General features: G+C 45.6%; 17 protein-coding genes and 1 pseudogene. 16 read left to right on the top strand and 2 right to left on the bottom strand.

Features of this window, described 5'->3' with window-relative positions; translation table 11 throughout:
• The first annotated feature begins 247 nt into the window (after positions 1 to 247).
• The 10 genes from GKG41_RS04465 (at position 248) to GKG41_RS04510 (ending at position 13,603) form a co-directional block, all read left to right on the top strand.
• On the top strand, positions 248 to 3,790 hold the full coding sequence (locus tag GKG41_RS04465) for a DUF5717 family protein (RefSeq protein WP_154257372.1): 3,543 nt from the start codon (positions 248 to 250) through the stop codon (positions 3,788 to 3,790).
• A 16-nt stretch (positions 3,791 to 3,806) separates the two neighbouring features.
• Positions 3,807 to 5,054, top strand: coding sequence for a DUF5716 family protein (locus GKG41_RS04470; protein ID WP_154257373.1), 1,248 nt, complete (start codon positions 3,807 to 3,809; stop codon positions 5,052 to 5,054).
• Between the two features lie 12 nt (positions 5,055 to 5,066).
• Positions 5,067 to 5,849 (top strand): hypothetical protein, encoded by a 783-nt coding sequence (locus tag GKG41_RS04475; RefSeq protein WP_154257374.1) that lies wholly within the window; start codon positions 5,067 to 5,069, stop codon positions 5,847 to 5,849.
• A gap of 123 nt (positions 5,850 to 5,972) precedes the next feature.
• Positions 5,973 to 6,845: an amino acid ABC transporter substrate-binding protein gene (locus tag GKG41_RS04480; RefSeq protein ID WP_154257375.1), complete on the top strand. Its 873-nt coding sequence runs from the start codon at positions 5,973 to 5,975 to the stop codon at positions 6,843 to 6,845.
• A gap of 99 nt (positions 6,846 to 6,944) precedes the next feature.
• The gene (locus tag GKG41_RS04485; RefSeq protein ID WP_154257376.1) at positions 6,945 to 7,595 is read left to right on the top strand and encodes an amino acid ABC transporter permease; all 651 of its coding nucleotides are present in this window, start codon (positions 6,945 to 6,947) and stop codon (positions 7,593 to 7,595) included.
• Positions 7,596 to 7,606: 11 nt separating this feature from the next.
• Positions 7,607 to 8,368 (top strand): amino acid ABC transporter ATP-binding protein, encoded by a 762-nt coding sequence (locus tag GKG41_RS04490; RefSeq protein WP_154257377.1) that lies wholly within the window; start codon positions 7,607 to 7,609, stop codon positions 8,366 to 8,368.
• 231 nt (positions 8,369 to 8,599) lie between these two features.
• Positions 8,600 to 9,304: a phosphoribosylaminoimidazolesuccinocarboxamide synthase gene (gene purC / locus GKG41_RS04495; RefSeq protein ID WP_072849042.1), complete on the top strand. Its 705-nt coding sequence runs from the start codon at positions 8,600 to 8,602 to the stop codon at positions 9,302 to 9,304.
• Positions 9,305 to 9,329: 25 nt separating this feature from the next.
• The gene (gene purF, locus GKG41_RS04500) at positions 9,330 to 10,778 is read left to right on the top strand and encodes an amidophosphoribosyltransferase (protein ID WP_154257379.1); all 1,449 of its coding nucleotides are present in this window, start codon (positions 9,330 to 9,332) and stop codon (positions 10,776 to 10,778) included.
• A 12-nt stretch (positions 10,779 to 10,790) separates the two neighbouring features.
• Complete coding sequence (gene purB / locus GKG41_RS04505; protein ID WP_154257380.1) at positions 10,791 to 12,224, top strand: adenylosuccinate lyase; 1,434 nt, start codon at positions 10,791 to 10,793, stop codon at positions 12,222 to 12,224.
• A gap of 98 nt (positions 12,225 to 12,322) precedes the next feature.
• Positions 12,323 to 13,603: a Na+/H+ antiporter NhaC family protein gene (locus GKG41_RS04510; protein WP_154257381.1), complete on the top strand. Its 1,281-nt coding sequence runs from the start codon at positions 12,323 to 12,325 to the stop codon at positions 13,601 to 13,603.
• Here GKG41_RS04510 and GKG41_RS04515 read toward each other — a convergent pair.
• A complete protein-coding gene (locus GKG41_RS04515) occupies positions 13,581 to 14,474 on the bottom strand; it encodes a LysR family transcriptional regulator (RefSeq protein WP_256281394.1) in 894 nt (297 codons plus the stop codon). The genes GKG41_RS04510 and GKG41_RS04515 overlap by 23 nt on opposite strands.
• 153 nt (positions 14,475 to 14,627) lie before the next feature.
• Between GKG41_RS04515 and GKG41_RS04520 the strand changes: the two genes are divergently transcribed.
• A complete protein-coding gene (locus GKG41_RS04520) occupies positions 14,628 to 15,908 on the top strand; it encodes an adenylosuccinate synthase (RefSeq protein WP_154257382.1) in 1,281 nt (426 codons plus the stop codon).
• Between the two features lie 215 nt (positions 15,909 to 16,123).
• Positions 16,124 to 16,346 (top strand): annotated as a pseudogene (locus GKG41_RS04525) (CGGC domain-containing protein).
• A 143-nt stretch (positions 16,347 to 16,489) separates the two neighbouring features.
• Here GKG41_RS04525 and GKG41_RS04530 read toward each other — a convergent pair.
• Positions 16,490 to 17,338, bottom strand: coding sequence for an HAD family phosphatase (locus GKG41_RS04530; RefSeq protein ID WP_226903056.1), 849 nt, complete (start codon positions 17,336 to 17,338; stop codon positions 16,490 to 16,492).
• A gap of 299 nt (positions 17,339 to 17,637) precedes the next feature.
• Between GKG41_RS04530 and GKG41_RS04535 the strand changes: the two genes are divergently transcribed.
• The 4 genes from GKG41_RS04535 (at position 17,638) to GKG41_RS04550 (ending at position 22,505) form a co-directional block, all read left to right on the top strand.
• On the top strand, positions 17,638 to 18,657 hold the full coding sequence (locus GKG41_RS04535) for a LacI family DNA-binding transcriptional regulator (RefSeq protein WP_154257383.1): 1,020 nt from the start codon (positions 17,638 to 17,640) through the stop codon (positions 18,655 to 18,657).
• A 492-nt stretch (positions 18,658 to 19,149) separates the two neighbouring features.
• The gene (locus GKG41_RS04540) at positions 19,150 to 20,598 is read left to right on the top strand and encodes an extracellular solute-binding protein (protein WP_154257384.1); all 1,449 of its coding nucleotides are present in this window, start codon (positions 19,150 to 19,152) and stop codon (positions 20,596 to 20,598) included.
• Between the two features lie 184 nt (positions 20,599 to 20,782).
• On the top strand, positions 20,783 to 21,652 hold the full coding sequence (locus GKG41_RS04545; RefSeq protein ID WP_072849019.1) for a sugar ABC transporter permease: 870 nt from the start codon (positions 20,783 to 20,785) through the stop codon (positions 21,650 to 21,652).
• Between the two features lie 10 nt (positions 21,653 to 21,662).
• The gene (locus tag GKG41_RS04550) at positions 21,663 to 22,505 is read left to right on the top strand and encodes a carbohydrate ABC transporter permease (protein ID WP_072849017.1); all 843 of its coding nucleotides are present in this window, start codon (positions 21,663 to 21,665) and stop codon (positions 22,503 to 22,505) included.
• The last annotated feature ends 22 nt before the right edge of the window (positions 22,506 to 22,527 follow it).

Consider the following 22,527-nt stretch of genomic DNA (forward strand, 5'->3'; position numbering starts at 1 on the left):
AATTGTACGATATAGTTCCCGCACCTCTGCTGCGCCAGGTGTTCTGCGCAGCAAAATCCCGCCGTGGCAAGCACCTGAATGCATCGTGAAGCGTGATACCGGACACGGAGTAAACAATAGCGATAGGCCCGGGGGAATGGGGTGCGTGAAATATTGGTTGGTTGCAACGTTGCCCCGGGTAGTGTATAATCCATTATAGCGAGATATGATAAATAGTTCAAGAGATAACGGGGTATAGGTGAATACTTTGAAGAGAAGAATAGAACAGCTAATTAACGGTAGATATGAATATGAAGTACCTAAGCTTTTGTTATCCCAGGATAGTATTGTACTGCAGACCAGGGCGGGGGAGAATTGCCGTGGAGAGCTGCATCTGGGAGCAGAAGATCAGAGAAAGATAAAAGGAATTGCAGCTTCTTCCCACAGAAGATTTCTTCTGGGAAAGGAACGCTTTTCCGGAACCACGGCAGCTTTGCCCTATGTGGTAGATGTGAAGGGACTGAAGGCGGGGGATATGTGTGAAGGGACATTAACCCTCAGTACAGATATCGGAGAGTACCAGGTTCCATTTACGGTAGCCATACTGAGAAACCAGGTGCGCACTTCTGTAGGAGAGATTCGGACTCTTGACCAGTTTGTGACACTGGCAAAGGCTGATTTCAGAGAGGCCTTCCATCTTTTTGTAGATGAGGCGTTTGCCGGGCTGCTCAGACATGAGGATGAGAAGCTTTGGCTGGCGTACCGGGGAATGTCTGTGAATCCTGTGACCTACCAGCATCTTGAGGAATTTCTCATCGGCATCGGGAAAAAAGAACCGATTAAACTTTCCCTGGGAAGGGAATCCGTGGAGCTTTACGAGGTGGAAGGCTCTATAAAGGATACCCTGATGCTCCACAGGAACGGCTGGGGCTATGTGAGGGCAGAGGTGTCTGTCCAGGGAGATTTTCTCGAGGTGGAAAAGAAAGTAATCACCACAGAGGATTTTATCGGCAGTGTCTATGGTTTAGAATATATTGTCCGCAGGGAGTATCTGGGCAGAGGGAAAAATTACGGCCGAATCATTGTAAAGACCGTTTATGAGACTCAGGTTTTTCAAGTGGTGGCTTCCAGGCACAATAAGATACAGGTGAATGTATCTGCCTATGAAAAGAAAAAGAAATATGAGCTGGCCAGGCATTATCTGGAGATGTCTGTGAACCGTATCCCCTTTAAGGAATGGTATGATAAAAGTCTATCTCTTCTGGAAGAATTGAAGGACACAGGTTATGTGGATACAGGCTATGAGCTTCTGGAGGCGTATCTGTATTACCGCGCCGGACTCTTTGACAAGGCGGCTGAGGTACTGGAAAAGCTGGAGAATTCAACGGCACTGGAGGAGCTTCCGGAGATGGAAGGCTGCTATCTGTATCTGAATGCCTGCACTGGGCGCCTGAAGCTGGAGCGCAGGGATTATCTGAAGCGTCTTCACACCTTATCTCAGATGCAGGAGGACAGCTTTATTCTGCTCTGGATTCTGCTGCAGGAGGACAGCGAAGCTTACCGCACCCCATCCAAAAAATTATATGAACTGGAGACACAGTACGAGATCGGGTGCCGCAGTCCATTCCTCTATCTGGAAGCCTTTCGGCTGATAAAGGAGAATGTTCTGCTTTTTCGAAAAATCAACAGATTTTATATTCAGGTATTATTCTTCGCAAAGAAATACGGCCTGCTCACAGAGGAAATCGTTGGCAGAACGGCATACCTCTCAGGATACCTGAAATCATTTCACCAGGTGATTTATGAACTTATGGCGGAGGCATATGAGCAGTACCCCTCCAGGGATCTTCTGGACGCAGTCTGCAAGCTTCTGATGAAGGGCAATCCGAGAAAAAAAGAGTATTTTAAGTGGTATGAGCTGGCAGTGGAAGAGGAACTGCGTATTACCCGTCTGTATGAATATTATATAGAAACAATGAGCCGCAATTACCAGGGTACCCTACCCCAGGTGATCCGCATGTATTTTGCTTACAATAATACACTTAGTGACGGTAAGAAGGCATTTGTGTACAGCAATGTAATCCGAAACAAAAGTACGGATAAGAATACTTATCTGAGTTATAAAAGTGCTATGAAGGCATTTGCCTGGAACAAGCTGTCAGAAAGCCGAATGAATGAAGACTATGCGGTATTGTACCAGGAGTTCTGCATGCACCCCGGGGAAGAAAAGGAAAGGGCAGCTCTGGCAAAGGTACTTTTTATTCATCGCCTTTATCTGGAGGATACAAAAATCCGAAAAGTAATCGTATGCCACGATGCCCTGAAAAAGGAAGAGGCATACCCATGTGTGGACGGTGTGGCGTATATCTCCGTATATACCCCGGATGCCAGAATTCTGTTCGAAGATGAAAAGCGCAGACGCTATATGGGGACAGTAGATTATAACCTTCAAAAGCTGTTGGATGAAAAAGAAGCAGTTTCTCTGCTTGCCGCCTCAGAGGTGAATCATTCCGGATTCCTGCTCCATGTGTGCGGGGAACTGGATCATTCCGAAAAGATTACTAAAGACAATGTAGGCTGCTTTCATAAAATTGTGGAGGACCCCTCATTTCAAACAGAATACAGGGAGTGCATCCGTCAGCGCATTCTGGAATATTTCCAGGAGAATGTAGAGAATGATAATCTAAAGGATTATCTGCGGCAAATGGACTTTAAAGGATTTGCAAAAGTGAATAAATCCCTTCTGGTTAAAATACTGGTGAATCAGGGCATGTATGTAGGGGCCTTTGATCTCCTCTGCGAATTCGGATATGAGGGTGTGGACACAGAGGTTCTGCTGAAGCTCTGCAGCAGGATGATTCTAAATATGGAGTTTGAATACGAGGAGGAACTGGTTCTTCTGGGGTGGTATGTATACGTCCAGGGCAAATACGATGATATTATTCTGCATTACCTCTCAATGTTCTATGAGGGACCCGCTGAGGAGATGGCACGTCTGTGGCAGAGTACGCAGGGCTTCCAGATAGAAGCCTATGAGCTGGAGGAGAAGATACTCACATACAGCATGTTTGCAAGAACGTACCTTCCTCTGGGTTCTAAGGTGCTGGAAAGCTACCTGAAACAGGCCGGGAAGGAACAGGTGATTCTGGCCTATCTGACCTTTGAAGCATTCGGCTATTTTCTGGGAGGAAAGGAAACAGATATCTTTATCTTCCAGTGTCTGGAGAAAATCACAGAAAGAGAGTGGGAGTCTGATATGATCTGCAAGCTTGCACTTTTGAAATGGCTCTCTGTGACACAGGACTGGAATCCGGAAGAGGAGAAGCTGGTTCGAAGGCTGCTCTGGGAATGCAGCAGAATGGGGCTTCGGTTTGCTTTTTTCCAGGCATTCCCCAAAGAATATCTCCGCTCCTACCAGCTGGAGGACAAGGTCTTTGCCGAGTACCGGGCAGGACTTCATTCCAGAGTTACCCTGTACTATTGCCTGGAGGAAGAGGGAAAAGCAGGGGATTATAAAAGTGAGCCGCTCAAAGAGATGTACCAGGGAATCTACAGCAAAGAGTTTGTACTTTTCTACGGCGAAATGTTAACTTATTATTTCCAGGCAGAAAAAGACGGGAAGACCTATACCACAGAACCCAGAACGATTACTGTCACAGAGGTAGATGCCTCAGGTGATACAAAGTATCAGATGCTGAACCAGATGCTGGCAGTTAAAAAGCTTGGAAAAGAGGATGAGCTTAGAAATATATTAAAGAAATATCTGGAGAGAGAAGCGGTCATACAGCAATTATTCAGGATTACGGAATAGGGAGGCCTAAAAGAACATGAATGAGACAAAGAATATAATTGTGGGACTGGAACTGGGGTCTAAGACTTCTCAGCTTTGCTATTATGACAGAAAAGAGAAGGAACCCATCTCCCTGTCACCTAAGGTGGGAAGCAACCAGTATCCATTTCCCACCAGCCTCTCCAAAAAGCCGGGAGAAGATGTATGGCACCTGGGGCTGGAGGCCGAATATTTTGCCTCCCAGCAGGGGGAGATTATGATAGATGATTTCTTCGGGATACTGAATCAGGAGGAAGAGGTGCTGGTGGACGGACAGCTGACAGAGCCCTATAAGGTTGCCGGCGCATATTTGAAGGAGACAATGAAGCTTCTCGGAGTGTCGGATCTGGTGCGACAGGTAAGTGCTCTGATGATAACCACAGAACAACTTACCCAGGCAATGGTGCATAATCTTCAGAGAGCCTGTGAGGAAATTGGATTCTCCAGGAAAAGGTGTTTTCTGCAGGACTTTGAGGAGAGCTTCTTCTGCTATGTACTGAATCAGAAAGCTGAGTACTGGAGCAGAAAGGTGGCCTGGTTTACCTTTGACAGGGATCAGGTATCTTTTGCGCAGCTGGTAATTGATCAGAAAACAAAGCCCATGATTGTGAGAATATTGAGGGGGAAGACCATCCAACTGTCTGAGGATCCTGCGGAGAGGGACTTGGAATTTTATCAGCTGATTCATGAGTCGTTCGGCACTGACAATTATTCCAGCATCTACATTGTGGGGGAAGGCTTTGACAAGGAATGGGCCGTCCGGTCAGTTCCCCTCCTCTGCAAAAACAGAAGACACGTGTTCTATGGAAACAACCTGTTTGTGAAAGGGGCCTGCTATGGCGCCAGGGAAAAGGTAGAGGAGAGAAATCTGAAAAACTACCTGTTCAGCGGGCAGGGACTTATTAAGAGCAATATAGGCATGGAGATGGCTGTGCAGGGTTCCCAGGCATATTATCCTATTATAGAGGCAGGGAATAACTGGTACGAATGTATCAGAGAATTTGAAATTATATTAGATAATACAGAGGAGCTTACCTTTCTTGTCAATCCCATGGAAGGGAAGATCCGTACCCGGTACAGTATGAAGCTTCCGGGGCTGCCCAAGCGGCCAAACAAAACCACAAGACTTCAGATCCGGGTAGAATATGAATCCGCATCTGTGTGTGTGATTACAGTGACGGATATGGGATTCGGGGAAATGTTCCCCGCCAGCGGTCAGGTATGGACCGAGAAGGTATCATGGTAGAGGAGGAAGCAGATGGGCGGTTACATATTATGCCAGGTAAGAAAGGCGCAGATGCCGTATTATATAGAGAGTATCAGCACAAATATCTACACCATAGAAGAATTATGTTATTATCTGTATCACAATATCTATTTGCTGGACGATACAATCATCAACGAGCAGCTGTGCGACTGGATACGGAAGGAACTGGGCTTGGAAAAGCTCTACCACAAGCTGTACCGGACGCTGGAAAATAATGAGAGCATCGGGAATTTCATCCTCTCTGTCTTTAAGGAGATTAATTATCTGAATCACAGTGAATTCAAAGAGATGAATCAGCAGCTGGAAGCTCTGGAAGCGCAGCCTCCGGCGATCCGGCAGAAGAAAAAAGGGGATTATCTGGTGGAAAACCATATGTATGTGAATGCCATCAAGGTATATGAAGATGCCGTGACTCTGGTGGAGGATACCAATCTTGGGGAACAGTTTGTGGGTGAGATACATCACAATATGGGGTGCGCCTATCTGAATCTTTTTCAGTTGGAGGAAGCTGTACTCTGCTTTGCCAGGGCATATGAAGAACTTCACACAAAGGCATCTCTGAAACATTATCTGATTGCCTGCTATCTGTGCAGTTCGCCCGGGGAGTGGGAGCAGGAATGCGCCAGGATGGGAGTGGACACCCAGACGAAAAAGGAATTGGTAAGAGAGATTGAAGAGGCTGCCAACAGCATCGGACAGGCAGCTGCGTCTAAGGATACAGACGGTATCTTAAAAAGTCTGACAAGGGACTATCACAGAAGCACTGGCTTTTGAGGAAACGGCGTATTTTCTTGACAAGAAGCAGTGCTTCGTGTTAGTATTTTCTTACACTTTAGTATGGTAGAGTTGTCTCATGCTAAAAGAGTAACAGATAAAAATTTGGGAGGAAGTATTAAAATGAAAAAGAAATTACTTGGAACTTTACTGGCTGCTGTTATGACTGCCGCTATGCTGGCAGGCTGCGGCAATACAGGGGACTCATCTGATTCTGCAGACGGGGAAAAAGATGCAAAAACAGAGGATACTGAAAAGAAGGCAGATTCCTCTGAGGATGCAAAAGACGAAGCCGCACCGGATGACAATACCTTTACCGTTGGTTTCGACCAGGAATTCCCTCCGATGGGATTTGTGGATGAGAACGGAGAGTTCACAGGATTTGACCTGGAACTTGCGGAGGAAGTGGCAACCCGCCTGGGAATGAAATTCGTACCCCAGCCAATCTCCTGGGATGCCAAGGATATGGAGCTTGATTCCGGTACCATAGACTGTATCTGGAACGGCTTTACCATGACCGGAAGAGAAGATCAGTATACATGGTCAGAACCGTATCTAAAAAATGCCCAGGTATTTGTTGTGGCAGATTCTTCCATTAAAACAAGAGAGGATCTTGCAGGGAAGATTGTAGAAGTTCAGGCAGATTCTTCTGCGGAGGCAGCTTTAAAGGAAGATCCGGATCTTACAGGCACCTTCGCTCAGCTTCAGACTGTACCGGATTATAACACAGCTGTTATGGATCTGCAGCAGGGGGCAGTGGACGCCATTGCCATGGACAAAGTAGTCGCCGCTTACCAGATTGAGGGCAGAGGGGAAGAGCTTACCATTCTGGACGATGAACTGCAGGCCGAAGAATACGGAATTGGATTCAAATTAGGAAATACGGACTTGAGAGACAAGGTTCAGTCCACCCTGGAAGAGATGGCGTCAGATGGAAAACTGGCTGAAATTTCAACTAAATGGTTTGGAGAAGATATCACTACAGTGGGTAAATAAAGGTAAAATTAAAGTGTGCGGCCTCTCACCAGCAGATGCCGCATACTGTACGTATCCGGCAGGATTACAAACGATAAACAATTAGGAGGAAGCGCTGCTATGAATCTACTGGAGATTTTTGGTCAGCTGTCAGCAGGAATGCTGGCATCAATACAGATTTTTGTTCTTACTCTGATCTTTTCACTGCCCCTGGGGCTTTTGGTGGCATTCGGAAGAATGTCAAAGAATGTGATAATCAGAACCATCATCAAGGTTTATATATCCATAATGAGAGGAACACCGCTGATGCTCCAGTTGATGGTGCTGTACTTTGGACCGTATTTTCTGCTGGGAATAAGAGTTACAAATGAATACCGGTTTTACGCGGTTATCATAGGATTTGCACTGAATTATGCGGCATATTTTGCGGAAATATACCGGGGCGGCATTGAATCCATGGAACCGGGGCAGTACGAAGCCGCGCAGCTACTTGGGTATAACAAAAGCCAGACGTTTTTTAAGATTATCATGCCCCAGGTGTTTAAGAGGATCCTTCCCTCTGTTACCAATGAGGTTATCACTCTTGTGAAGGATACTTCCCTTGCGTTTGCCATCGCTTATCTGGAAATGTTCACTATGGCAAAAGCGCTGGCTTCTTCTCAGAAGAGCATGCTGCCTTTTGTGGCAGCGGCAATTTTCTACTATGTATTTAATCTGATTGTAGCATTGATAATGGAAAAACTGGAGAAGAAGATGGATTACTACCATTAGGAGGATGTACGATGTATCTGTTGGAAATGAACCATATAGAAAAAGGTTTTGACGGGCTGGGTGTCTTAAAAGATATCTCCCTGTCCGTAAAGGAAGGAGAGATTCTTTCTATTATAGGTCCTTCTGGATCCGGTAAATCCACCCTGCTCCGCTGTGCCACCATGCTGGAAAAGATTGACGGAGGAGAGATCCTCTATCTGGGGGAACGGGCTGCCTATATAGGGGAGAATCACAAACCGGTATATAAGAAGGGGGAGGAGAGACGGAAGCTCCAGAGCTACTTTGGACTGGTATTCCAGAATTTCAATCTATTTCCCCACTATTCCGTTATGAAGAACATTACAGATGCTCCCATACATATTCAAAAAAGGAACAGGGAAGAGGTATACCAGGAGGCCAGGAGCCTTCTGAAAAAGATGGGGCTGGAGGAAAAAGAGAACGCATATCCCTGCCAGCTGTCGGGAGGCCAGTGCCAGCGGGTGGCTATTGCCAGAGCACTTGCCCTGAATCCGAAGATTTTATTTTTCGACGAGCCGACGTCGGCCCTGGATCCGGAACTTACAGGGGAAGTGCTGAAGGTGATAAAATCTTTAGCAGATATGGATATTACTATGGTAATTGTTACCCATGAGATGAACTTTGCGAGAGATATCTCGGACAGAATTATCTTTATGGACCAGGGAGTCATAGCGGTGGAAGGAACGCCTGAGGAGGTGTTCTCTACGGAACACGTCAGAATGAAAGAATTTCTTGGAAAGTTTCATCAGGCATAGCAGTATAAAGCAGCAGCGGTCAAAGACGGTCTTTTAACATGCCGGAATCCGGGCTGCTTTTCTTTTGGTAAAATTCTGGTAAAACAAAAATATATTTTTAAAGACGAAAAAATATTGGTGTCATAAAGGCCCGGAAATTGCCGAAGTTAGGCTTGTTTTTTACATAGGTATGGTATATAATCCTTGTGTAAATTTAAACTATTATTATGGAAAAAGGATAGGTGTACGAAGGTGAAAAAATTAGAACAATTATACGAAGGCAAAGCTAAAAAAGTATTTGCAACAGAGGACAAAGATGTGGTAATCGTTGATTACAAGGACGACGCAACTGCATTTAACGGAGAGAAAAAGGGAACCATCGTGGGAAAGGGCGTTATCAACAACCGCATGTCCAACCGTGTGTTCCAATTGATTGAAAAAGCCGGAGTACCGACTCATTTTATAGAAGAATTAAGTGACAGAGAGACTGCTGTGAAGCATGTGGAGATTGTTCCCCTGGAGGTTATTGTGCGGAATGTGGCAGCGGGAAGTTTTTCCAAAAAGCTGGGCATTGAAGAAGGAAGAGAGCTCCTCTGTCCTACCTTTGAATTCAGTTATAAAAATGATGACCTTGGGGATCCATTTATCAATGATTCCTATGCGCTTGCTCTGGGACTTGCCACCCAGGAAGAGATTGACCAGATCAGAGAATATACAATGAAAATCAATGAGGTATTAAAGGAGTATTTCTTGCAGGCCGGTATTAAATTGATTGACTTTAAAATTGAATTCGGCCGTTATCACGGAGAGATTATTCTGGCAGACGAGATTTCCCCGGATACCTGCAGACTCTGGGATGTGAATACCAATGAAAAACTGGATAAGGACCGTTTCAGACGTGACATGGGTAATGTAGAGGAAGCATACAACGAAGTATTCAGCCGTTTAGGACTTTAATTGACTGACTGGAAAGGTTGCGTCCATGAATAAAGATATGATACACGAACAAGGAGAAGTGACTGATAAGTTAAGGGAAGAGTGCGGTGTCTTTGGCATCTATGACCTGGATGGACAGGACGTGGCATCAACCATTTATTATGGACTGTTTGCCCTTCAGCACCGTGGACAGGAAAGCTGCGGCATTGCCGTAAGCGATACGCATGGTCCAAAGGGAAAGGTCAGTTCCTTTAAAGGAATGGGGCTGGCCAATGAAGTATTTAATGAAAAAACACTGGAATCCCTTCACGGCGATATAGGGGTAGGGCATGTCCGCTATTCCACGGCAGGGGCAAGTACCAGAGAAAATGCCCAGCCGTTAGTTTTGAATTATATTAAGGGCACGCTGGGACTTGCCCACAATGGGAATCTGATCAATGCCCTGGAGCTCAGAAAAGAGCTGGAGTACGGAGGGGCAATTTTCCAGACAACCATTGATTCCGAGGTGATTGCTTACCACATTGCCAGAGAGCGGGTAAAGACAAAATCTGTGGAGGAAGCGGTAAGGAATGCCATGAAGAAGATGGAGGGAGCCTATTCGCTGATCGTAATGTCCCCCAGAAAACTCATTGGGGCCAGAGATCCGTACGGATTTAAGCCTCTCTGTATCGGCAGAAGAGATAATTCCTATATTCTGGCGTCTGAAACCTGCGCTTTGGATACCGTGGGGGCAGAATTTGTCAGAGATGTAGAGCCCGGAGAGCTGGTGGTGATTACCAGAGACGGCATAGTTTCTGATAAAAGTATGTGCCTGCCAGGGGAGAAGCATGCGCGCTGTATCTTTGAGTATATTTATTTTGCCCGTCCGGACAGCCATATTGACGGTGTCAGTGTCTATGCGTCCAGAATCAAGGCGGGAAGAGCTCTGGCAAAGGATTCTCCGGTGGAGGCGGATCTGGTTGTGGGAGTGCCCGAATCGGGAAATGCCGCAGCTCTGGGGTACTCTCTGGAATCAGGGATACCCTATGGTACAGCCTTTGTTAAGAACAGCTATGTGGGCCGGACATTTATCAAACCAAAGCAGAGCAGCCGGATATCCAGTGTCCGTGTGAAATTGAATGCATTAAAAGAGGTAGTAGCCGGCAAGCGTGTCATAATGATAGATGACTCTATTGTCCGGGGAACTACCAGCGGCAGAATTGTGAAGATGCTCAGGGATGCGGGTGCTACAGAAGTGCATATGAGAGTCAGCTCTCCCCCGTTTTTATGGCCCTGTTATTTTGGAACAGATGTGCCTGCGCGGGAACAATTGCTGGCCTATAACCGCACCGTAGAAGAAATATGTGAGAAAATCGGAGCTGACAGTCTGGGATATCTTGAAATTGACAGGCTGCAGGAACTCACAGACGGACTTGAAATCTGCAGGGGATGCTTTACGGGAATCTATCCCATGGATCCCCCAACAGAAGACATCCGCGGCGATTTTGAACTATAGAGGAGAGAATACATGAATACAGACAGATATCAAAGCCCATTGTCACAGCGCTACGCCAGCAAAGAGATGCAGTATTTATTTTCCCCGGACAAGAAGTTCCGTACCTGGAGGAAGCTCTGGATCGCACTGGCTGAGACAGAAAAGGAGCTGGGACTTAATATTACCCAGGAGCAGATCGATGAAATGAAGGCAAATGCGGAGGACATCAACTACTTTGTGGCCCAGGAGAGAGAAAAGCAGGTGCGCCATGACGTAATGTCACACGTTTATGCTTATGGGGTACAGTGCCCGAAGGCAAAAGGGATTATCCACCTGGGGGCAACCTCCTGCTATGTGGGAGATAATACAGATATCATTGTGATGACAGAAGCCTTACAACTGGTAAAGAAGAAACTGGTTAATGTCATCGCGGAGCTGGCAAAGTTTGCAGAGGAATACAAAGAGCTTCCTACCCTGGCATTCACACATTTCCAGCCTGCACAGCCTACAACAGTAGGAAAGAGGGCGACTCTGTGGATGCAGGAATTTACACTGGATCTGGAGGACGTGGACTATGTTTTAAATAATATGAAGCTTCTTGGATCTAAGGGAACTACAGGGACCCAGGCAAGCTTCCTGGAATTATTTGACGGGGATCAGGAAAAAATAGAAAAGATAGATCCTATGATAGCGGAAAAAATGGGATTTAAGGAGTGCTATCCTGTATCAGGACAGACCTATTCCCGTAAGATAGATACCAGAGTTTTAAACGTACTGGCCGGAATTGCTGCCAGTGCGCATAAATTTTCCAATGATATCCGACTCCTGCAGCACTTAAAAGAGGTGGAGGAACCCTTTGAAAAAAGTCAGATTGGATCCTCCGCTATGGCATACAAGAGGAATCCCATGAGAAGCGAGCGCATTGCTTCCCTGTCCAGATTCGTGATGGTAGATGCCATGAATCCGGCAATTACATCCGCAACCCAGTGGTTTGAAAGAACCCTGGACGACTCAGCCAACAAAAGGCTGAGCGTACCGGAAGGCTTTCTGGCCATTGACGGGATTCTGGATCTGTGTCTGAATGTAGTAGACGGCCTGGTAGTGTATCCCAAGGTGATTGAAAAGCGTCTTATGGCGGAGCTGCCCTTTATGGCTACAGAAAACATCATGATGGATGCGGTAAAAGCCGGGGGCGACAGACAGGAGCTTCACGAACGCATCCGCGAGCTTTCCATGGAAGCCGGAAGGAATGTGAAGGCAGAGGGAAGAGATAATAATCTTCTGGAACTCATCGCAGCAGATCCTGCCTTCAACCTTACACTGGAGGAGCTTCAGAAGACAATGGATCCCTCCAAATACACAGGACGGGCAAAAGAACAGGTAGACACATTCCTGTCTAAGGTGATCCGTCCGATTCTGGAGGAGAATAAGGAATTACTGGGCATGACTGCCGAGATTACGGTATAGGACAGACGGAGAGAGGGAAAAAGGGGACGTGTTCCTCCTGGTAGGAACACGTCCCCTTTTGCACCCCGGCCTGTCCCCGATTGAAAAGGAGAAGGAATATGAGTTGGAATAAAGAAAAAGGAAATCCGAGAGCACTTTTACCTATCGGTGTGTTTCTTGTTATCTTTTTGGGAGCAGGCTGTATTACCGGGGATTTTTACAGTATGCCTGCCATTGTAGGATTTCTTATAGCACTTTTTGTGGCATTCCTGCAAAATAAAGAACTGGACTTTTCCCAGAAAATTACTGCCATCTCTGCAGGGGTAGGAGAGGAGAACATTGTTACCATGAGCCTTATCTTTCTGTCCGCAGGTGCTTTTTCCGGTGCGGTGAAGGCAGCCGGCGGGGTAGAGAGTACGGTAAACCTGGGGCTTACGATTATGCCCTCCAGCGTTGCGGTGGTAGGCCTCTTTCTGATTGGATGTTTTATCTCTATCTCTATGGGAACTTCTATGGGAACCATTGCGGCCATGGCACCTATCGGTGTGGGAATCAGCGAGAAGACAGGGGTTTCCCTGGCCATCTGTATTGGTGCCGTTGTCTGCGGTGCTATGTTCGGTGATAATCTGTCTATGATATCTGACACTACGATTGCTGCCGTGAGGACCCAGGGCTGCGAGATGAAAGACAAATTTAAGGAGAACTTTCTGATTGTACTGCCTGCGGCGGTTGTCACTGCGGTGCTCTTCTTTGTTATTTCCGGTGCGGGAAAGGCTCAGAAATTCACCAATCTGGATTATGATTTTATTAAAGTTGTCCCTTACCTGCTGGTTCTCATCGGTGCCCTGATTGGAATTAACGTTTTTTTAGTCCTCATAGGAGGAACTGTACTGTCCCTGATTGTGGGGGTAGCAGCCGGGACGATCCCTCTGGGGCAGATTTTCCAGGTTGTGGGAGAGGGCGTTACAGGGATGTATGATATCACAGTCATTTCTATTGTTGTAGCCTGCATTGTCTCCCTGGTAAAGGCCTACGGGGGCATTCAGTATATTTTATACCTTATTAAACGGAGAATCCGGGGGAAAAGAGGAGGAGAGCTGGGCATTGCCCTTTTAGCTCTTCTGGTGGATGCATGTACTGCAAATAATACGGTAGCCATCGTTATGGCTGGACCTATCGCAAAGGAAATAAGCGGAGAATTCGAGATCTCTCCCCGAAGAAGCGCCTCCCTGCTGGATATTTTTGCCTCTGTGGGGCAGGGGCTCATTCCATACGGAGCACAGCTGCTGTCCGCGGCGTCTTTGAGCGGGCTGACGCCTTTTGGCATTATGCCGTATCTGTTCTACCCTATTTTGATGGGAATCAGCGCCCTGCTTTTTATTGCGTTTCGGCGGCGGTGATTTCTAGTAGCTTCTGTGCCGCTGTTGACAGCGGCACCTTTTTTTCTGTGACGATACAGAAATGTCTTTGGGGTAGCTTTTCGTGAAAGGCCAAGGGAAAGAGCTCTCCACTTTTTAATTGAGATTGGGCGAATTCTTTCATTACATAGCCGATGCCCAGATTACGTATGGCAAACTGTACAATCATATCACTGGTAGCCAGTTCGAACTCGGGTTGGAGTACTACGTTATGGGAGGCAAGTTCCTGATCAATAAAAGAACGGGTGCTTGTGCTTTTTTCCAGGCAGATGATAGGCAGATCTTCCAATGCTTTATAGTGAAGGATGCGGCCTTTCAGATGTGAAAATCTGGGACCCGCCACAAAAAGGTCCTGAATTTCTTTAACGGCAGTGATTTGAATTTCTTTTGGGGCGGATAAAGGGGTACTGACTACCCCGAAATCTATCTTGCCCTCCCGGAGGTAGCGAAGCGTCTCAGGGGTGGGAGCGTTTGTGACACTTACCTTTATTTTGGGGAATCGTTCATGAAATTGTTCCAGATAGGGGAGAAGATAAAATTGCAGAGTCATATCACTGGCCCCAATACGGATTTCTCCCATATTCATATTCAGCATCTGCCTTACTTTGGCTTCTCCGGCAAGGATAGATTCATAGCCCCTGGAGACATAGCTGTACAGAACCTCTCCTTCTGCAGTAAGTCTGACTCCTTTTGGAGTGCGGACAAAGAGTCGGGTTCCTAAAATAGTCTCCAGCTGCCGGACGCCCTGACTCACTGCCGGCTGGGAGATGGAAAGCTTCTGGGCGGCCAGAGTTATACTTTTGCATTGGGCAACATGGTAAAAGATCTTATAGTATTCCAGGCTGATATTCACAGTCTCTGCTCTCCTTTCGGTAATGTGCTCACATAATTCATAGTTATATTATCTATAATAAACATTGATTTTACTTATGTCAAATCTTATAGTATACTTGATTCGTAAAAAGGCAAAATAAGAGTACAATGGATTTTATCAGGAGGATCTGACATGGTAAAAGCAGTAGTGGGAGCAAACTGGGGAGACGAGGGAAAAGGTAAAATTACGGATATGCTGGCCAAAGAATCTGATATTATAGTAAGATTTCAGGGCGGAGCCAATGCAGGCCATACCATTGTTAATAATTATGGAAAATTTGCATTACACACACTGCCTTCCGGTGTATTTTACGATCATACAACAAGCGTAATTGGGAATGGGGTTGCTCTCAATATCCCTATTCTTTTTCATGAGATACAGGGGATTGTAGAGCGGGGAGTACCCGCCCCTAAAATTAAAGTTTCGGACCGGGCGCAGATGGTAATGTCTTACCACATTAAGTTCGATGAGTACGAGGAGGAACGTCTGGGGGGCAAGTCTTTTGGTTCTACAAAATCAGGAATTGCGCCTTTCTATTCGGATAAATATGCAAAAATCGGGTTTCAGGTAAGCGAACTGTTTGAGGAGTCTTCACTGAGGGAAAAGGTAACCCGGGTCTGTGAGATGAAAAATGTTACTCTGGAACATCTTTATCACAAACCTCTGCTTAAGCCGGAAGAGGTATTCCAGGAACTAATGGAATATAAGAACATGGTAGAGCCCTATGTATGTGATGTTTCTCTGTATCTGTGGAATGCTATGAAAGAGGGAAAAGAAATTCTTCTGGAAGGCCAGCTTGGGTCGTTAAAGGATCCGGATCACGGGATTTACCCTATGGTTACCTCATCCTCTACTTTAGCGGCCTACGGTGCAATCGGTGCCGGACTTCCTCCTTATGAAATAAAGAAAATAATTACAGTGTGCAAAGCATACTCCAGCGCAGTGGGAGCGGGTGCATTTGTGTCCGAGATTTTCGGGGAAGAGGCAGATGAGCTCCGCAGACGGGGAGGCGACGGCGGCGAGTATGGTGCCACCACCGGACGTCCGAGACGCATGGGATGGTTTGATGTCGTAGCTTCCAAATATGGCTGCAGAATGCAGGGAACCACTGATGTAGCTTTTACAGTATTGGATGTGCTGGGATATCTGGAGGAGATCCCCGTATGTGTGGCATACGATATTGACGGCAGCATTACCACGGACTTTCCCACAACCTGTATGCTGGAAAAGGCCAAGCCTGTGATTGAGGTGCTTCCTGGGTGGAAGACAGACATCCGCGGAATAAAAACCTATGAAGAACTCCCGGAGAACTGCAGAAAATATATCGAATTTGTGGAAGAAAAGATAGGCTTCCCAATTACCATGATATCCAATGGGCCGGGACGTGAAGATATTATTTACAGACAAATTTAGCAATAGATTCAGAAGCACTGCACGTGAAAGACTTCTATGCAGTGCTTCTTTTTTGATTTTTTTGTGGTATACTTTAACGAACAATGGAAGCCGTGAGTCCGCCAGATGACATGGATGAAAGGGGAGTGCTGCGTATACTTTAGCCGAGAATGGTTTGAAGCAAGCAGGCTTGCAGCCACATGTGCCAACCGGGACCGTATAGGAAGGAGTTGCTTATGAAAGTAGGGATAATCAGATGTATGCAAACAGAGGACTACTGTCCTGGAACCGCAGATTTTCAGGTGGTAAGAGAGAAGGCGGGAGTATTTGAAGGCGTTACACAGCTGTATCCAAAAGGGAACCCCTATCGGATATCCCTGTCCATTTGCTAAAAGAATGAAAGATTTGATTGCAAAGGATGTAGGTGACAGCATTAAGCTTTTAGATTATACACATTAAAAATACATATTTTAGACCCCAGGGAGCTCTTAATACATATCTTGCGGGCAGACGTATGGCGTTCGTTGCAGATATAGTTTAGACTACCAAGATAACAGCCGCAGAAGTTTGTACTGCGGCTGTTATTATAAAATATCAGAGGCTTATTTTACTCCAAATTCCCGGAGCTGGGCAACTGCTTCTCTTCTGGAGGTAAAATGAATGGCGTTAAGACCCTGTGCGCGTGCTTCCGCAACGTTTTCCAAAAGGTCGTCCAGAAATACCGCATGCTCAGGTACAATGTTAAAATCTTTTATAAGCCGCTGATAAATCGCAGGGTCTGGCTTCAGCAGCTTGATTTGATAAGACATATACCCCCCGTCAACCTTTGACAAAAATGAAAGCTCATCTTTTGCCTGTTTATAGAGCGGTTCTGAGAAATTAGAAAGGATATAAAGCCGATAGCCCTTATTTTTTAAAGAGTCCAGCCATCTTTCTGTATATGCGTATGTATGCACTGTCTTGCCGATGTTTTGAAAGGTTTCCCGAATTTGGGTCTCATAGGCGGGATTATTTTCTATAAAAGCCTGCAGGAGTTCCTCTTCACTTAATACGCCGCGATCCCCTTCTACCCAGTCCTCGTTCAGGAACACCGCCTGGGAAACCGCATCTATGGTATTCTCGTCATATCCCAGATTCTGGAGAACATCCAGCCACCCATAATTCACAAGTACCTTCCCAATGTCAAAAATAATAGTATCGATCTGGTATTCTTCCTTATAAAATTCCTGTTCCTTCTTCTTGCCGGGGGTGTCCTCTTTAGGGTGCTGCCATCTGTACACCAGCATAAAGGCATATAATAGAACTGGAATAATGACAGTGGCATAGAGGGACGCCATCAGCAGCGAAGAAGCATCGGGACGGCCGGACAGGGCAAATATCAGAGTTATGACATACATGCCAACCAGGAGAACAACTCCTGTAAGAGCGGCAATTCTTTTTATGTTTTTCACTTTTTTATCTCCTTATTTTAACCTATGTTAGTATTATAAGTATTTTGCTGGCTAGAGTCAACCAAATTCCCTTTTGGGGACGGTGAGAGAAATTTACCTCGAACTTCATATATACATAACTATCATATTCCGGTCTTCCTACTGATTTCCATCCGCCTGTTGGTAATCTGGTAAAAAATATTGATAAAAATATTGACTATTTTATCAAAACCGTTATAATAATTCTAAAGAACGATGTAACACTTCCGGCACGTATATGAATACCGGGAATATGTACAGTAAGATTGTGGGAGAAGTTTATGAAGGTAACAGTAAAGGATGTTGCGAATAAGGCGGGGGTATCTGTGACCAGTGTATCTCTGGTTTTGAACAACAGGCCCTCAAGAATAACTCAGGAGACAAAAGAAAGGATTATAAAGGCAGCGGAGGAATTGGGATACAGGCACACGGCCAAAGAGGCTGCTAATGAGCCGGCAACGAAGCTTTTAGGGGTGATTCATCCCAACTGCAGCAATCCATTCTTTAACCAGTGTATCAAGGGGATTGAGAATCATGCGGCAGTGAACGGGTATAAGGTTGTTCTGTGCAATGTAGAGAATTCTATGGAGCGCTGCCTGGGATATCTGGAGATGCTGGCGGATCTGCGGGTGGAAGGGATTATAGCAATGCCTCCCATAGATATGAATCTCAATGATAATAATATGAAAATGGGCAAGTTCTTTGAGCGCACCAAAATCAGGCTTCTGCTCCTGGATCGGGCCGTAGATCGTGTGTTCTGTGATTTCATAACAGGGGACAATAAGCAGGGGGCATATCTGGCTACTGAGCACTTGATTTTGTCCGGCCACAGAGATATTGGGATTGTCTCAGGACCAAGAGAGGTCTATAATTGCAGAAAAAGGCTGGAAGGATATAAGGAAGCGCTGGTGTATTACGGAATCTCCATTGCCAGGGAAAATATTTACTACGGGGATTTTTCCTCCAGATCCGGGTATCGTGCGGCGGAATACTTTGAGGAACGGGATGTGACGGCGATCTTTGCCTGCAATGATCTGATGGCTCTCGGAGTTTACCAGTATGCCGCAGAGCACGGGCTTAAGATCGGAGAGGATCTTTCAGTGGTAGGATTTGACGATATTCCCTATTGTGATTTGCTGAACCCTCCTCTTACTACCATTCAGCAGCCGGCAGAGCTAATGGGAAAACGGGCTTGTGAGCTTATGATCAAAAGGATTTCCGGGGAGGAGCAGGAACCGGCAAGAGATACGTATTTTGCTCCGTCGCTGATAGAAAGAAAGTCTGTTAAGGTTCTTTTGTGACAGAAGAATAGAAAAGGGCCATGAGGGATACCATAAGGAAAGGCTGAAGATTATTTGTGAATCCTCTCCTTATGGTATTTTTCATGGCTTTTTGCAGCTTGTTAGTCCCTGACGCATGACTTTAAAAACGCGTACAAGCTTGCCGGAGAGGCAACGCCTGTACGGACGATTTGGTTCTGATAATATAATTTGATAAAATATCGGGAAAGTGATAAAAATAGTGGTAAAAATAATTGTTTTATCAATAGTTTACCAATACGGCTGGAACAGTTTACACAAAAGACATAGATATACTTCATGATAAATTAATAATTACCCATTATTACCCTTGAAAATTGTGAAATTATTACGAAAATAAAGGAAAATAAGATTCCATATTGACAAAAAGTGATAAACTGCTATAATGAAAATATAGTTAAATTTATCACTTTTTTACCAAACATTTACCAAAGTTTATGTTCCCCACAGGAACGAAAAAAGGAGGAAGAAGTAATGAAGAGAAAAATGATTGCTATGTTACTGTCACTGGCAATGGTTGGCAGCATGCTCACCGGATGCTCCGTATCCACAGGTTCATCTGACGATGACAAAAAGACAGAGGATGATGCAAAAGGAGAAGAGTCCGCTGACGCAGAAGACGGTACCGTAACAAAATCTGACCCGAATATGAAAGACAGAGAAGAAATCAACTTATGGTTCTGGGGCGCAGAGCCCTATGCACAGGAGGCAATGCAAAAGATTCTGGCTGATAAGTACAATGCTTCTCAGGACAAATATCAGCTGGTGATTGAGTTCAGACCTTCCGTAGACACAGATATGTCCACAGCCCTGGCAGCGAATCAGGGACCGGATATTGTATATGGCTCAGGCCCGTCCTTTGTTATGCCTTTGGTAGAAGCCGGCAAACTGGAAGCTATGGACGCTTACGCAGAGGAATACGGATGGAAGGACAGAATCCTTCAGCCATACTATGAATCAGGTACTGTAGACGGCAAACTGTACAGCTTGGTAAATGGTGTCAGCACCATGGGTGTATTCTATAATAAGAAAGTATTAGAAGATAACGGATGGGAAGTGCCTACCACCATCGAAGAGCTGGAAAGCGTTATGGATCAGGCTCTGGAAAAAGGGCTTTATGCATCTGTAACAGGAAACAAAGGCTGGAAGCCTGTTAACGAAAACTACGGTTCTCTGTTCCTGACACACATTGCGGGACCAGATACTGTTTACAAATGCTTAACAGGAGAGGAAAAGTGGAACAATCCTAATGTGCAGGCCGCTATTGAAAAATCAAAAGAATGGTGGGATAAAGGCTATCTGGCAGGAGAAGATTATGTAAACTTAAACTTCAGCGAGTCCTTACAGTTATTAGCTGACGAAAAATCTCCATTCTTCATTGGGCCATCTATCGCATTCCAGTGGGCAGCCTCTTTCTTTACAGATGACAAAGAAGAAAATATCGCATTCATTCCATTCCCGGCCACAGAACAGGTTCCTGACGAGACATATACTTTAGGTGCCGCATGTACTCTGTCAATCAATGCAAATGTGAGCCAGGAACACAAAGATGAAGCTGCTAAAATTATTGATATGATGATGCAGCCGGAATTCATGCAGGAAATGACAGAAGCATGGCCAGGATACTGGGGAACTCCTCTGAAAGATTTATCAACTGTAGATACCAGCAACATGGGATACCTTTCCAAATCTTTCGTTGACGTAGTACAGAATATTTCCGGTGCCGTAAATGCAGGAAACTTTGGTTTCTACGACAATGTGTTCTTCCCAGCAGCAACTCAGCAGGCAATTGTCAATATCGAAGACGTATGGTATGACACAATATCAGTAACGGATTATCTTGACAACATGGATAAAGAGTTTGCAGCCGAATTCGAAAAAGGCCTGGTTCCGCCAATCCCGAAACCAGCAGGCATTCAGTAATTCCATCAGGAAACGATAACCGAGGCCGGTATGTTTGTGAACATACCGGCCCTATGTTTCTAAACGTTTCCAGGACAGCGCCCGGCGGACAGCCAAGGGTGTCCGGTGAGCGTTGTCCTGGAGAGAACAGGAAGGGCAGTACATAACTCTCAGAAGGAGCAAGAGAAAACAAGGAGGCTGAATCATGAGCAGAAAAAAGTTTAACTGGAATTACTTATTAATAGCGCCTGCGCTGCTAATTAGTGTTTCCATTATCCTGGTGCCGGGTATTTTAACCATTATTTCATCCTTTACGGATTGGAACGGCATCTCCCCCAATATCAATTTTATAGGATTTGAAAATTTCAAAGAGCTGTTTCACGATAAGATCTTTTTCATTTCCATCCGAAATAACGTCATATGGACCGTAATGTTTGTAACGATCCCTGTGTGTATCGGTATGCTGGCTGCAATGCTGCTGCTGAGCCGCAAGAAAACCAGAAGTATTTATCAGGTGGCATTTCTGATTCCCTACGTGCTGGCGCCGGCGGTGAACGCAATGCTGTGGCTGAACATTATCTTCAGCCCTGTGGTTGGTCTGGTTGCCTATTTTAAAGGTCTCGGATTTGATATCAGCTCTCCTTTGGCCAGCATGAAATCAGCCATCTATGCCTGTGCCGGTGTAGACATCTGGCATTACTGGAGCTATCTTACGGTTATCTATCTGGCGGCGCTTCGCCAGACACCCACCGATCAGGTGGAAGCAGCCAGGATCGACGGATGTAATGCCTGGCAGCTGTTCCGGTATATCTATATGCCAAATATTAAGGCAACTGTAAGCCTGATGTTTGTTATGATCGTGATTGGTTCCTTCCTGGCCTTTGACTATGTCAAGCTGTTAACTGGAGGCGGCCCGGCACATTCCACAGAAGTGTTGGGTACGTATGCATATTCCTACGCTTTCAGCTCTATGCAGGTAGGAAAGGCAGCAGCGGTAGGTTTGTTTATGAGCTTCTTCGGATTAATCGCATCGGGAATCTATGCCAGATTAAGCCGCAAGGAAGAAATGCAGTAGGAGGGGTATTATGGCCGTTACATCTAAAAAGAAACGAGTTGCATCTAATTTTATCATACACGCAGTCCTGCTGATTCTTGTTTTTATCTGTCTGTTCCCTATCGCCCTGGTAGTGATCAACAGCTTTAAAGAGAATGCAGATATCGTAAGGAATCCTCTGGCCCTGTCCCAGGTCATCCATCTGGAGAACTATATACAGGCATGGGAAACCGGTAAATTTGCCAAAGGATTTATCAACAGTGTGAAGCTGTCCGGATGTACCATTTTAATCATCTTAGTCTGCTCCACACTGGCTGGTTATGTACTGTCAGGCAAGAGAATTAAGGGAAGCGGCGGAATTCTTATGTATTTTATGATGGCTATGACAGTGCCCATCCAGCTGTTCCTGTTTCCGCTGTACTATGTGTATGCAAGATTTAATTTAATAGGAAACATTCCCGCTACCAGTATGATACTGGCAGCAGTTTACATGCCGCTGTCCGTATTCCTGATGAGGACCTTCTTTTTGAATGTCCCGAGGGATTTGGAGGAGGCGGCCAGAATCGACGGAGCAAATACTGCCCAGGTAATCTGGCATGTAATGCGGCCTGTGGTATCTCCCGGACTGATCACGGTAGGGGTGTTGGTAGGGCTGCAGTCTTGGAATGAGTATCTGATCTCTTCTACCTTCCTGCAGGGAGAGAAGAATTTTACTGCTACTCTGGGATTCCTGGCAATGAACGGAAGCTATGGATCTAATATGTCTATTTTAATGGCTTCGGCGGTAATCTTAATCGCACCTATCGTTATCTTCTTCTTGTGTGCGCAGAAGTACTTTGTGGACGGTATGGTAAGCGGAGCGGTAAAAGGATAATGATACTTACTAATTGGGAGGA

It is taken from the genome of Lactonifactor sp. BIOML-A5 (assembly GCF_009677585.1).
Taxonomy (GTDB): domain Bacteria; phylum Bacillota; class Clostridia; order Lachnospirales; family Lachnospiraceae; genus Lactonifactor.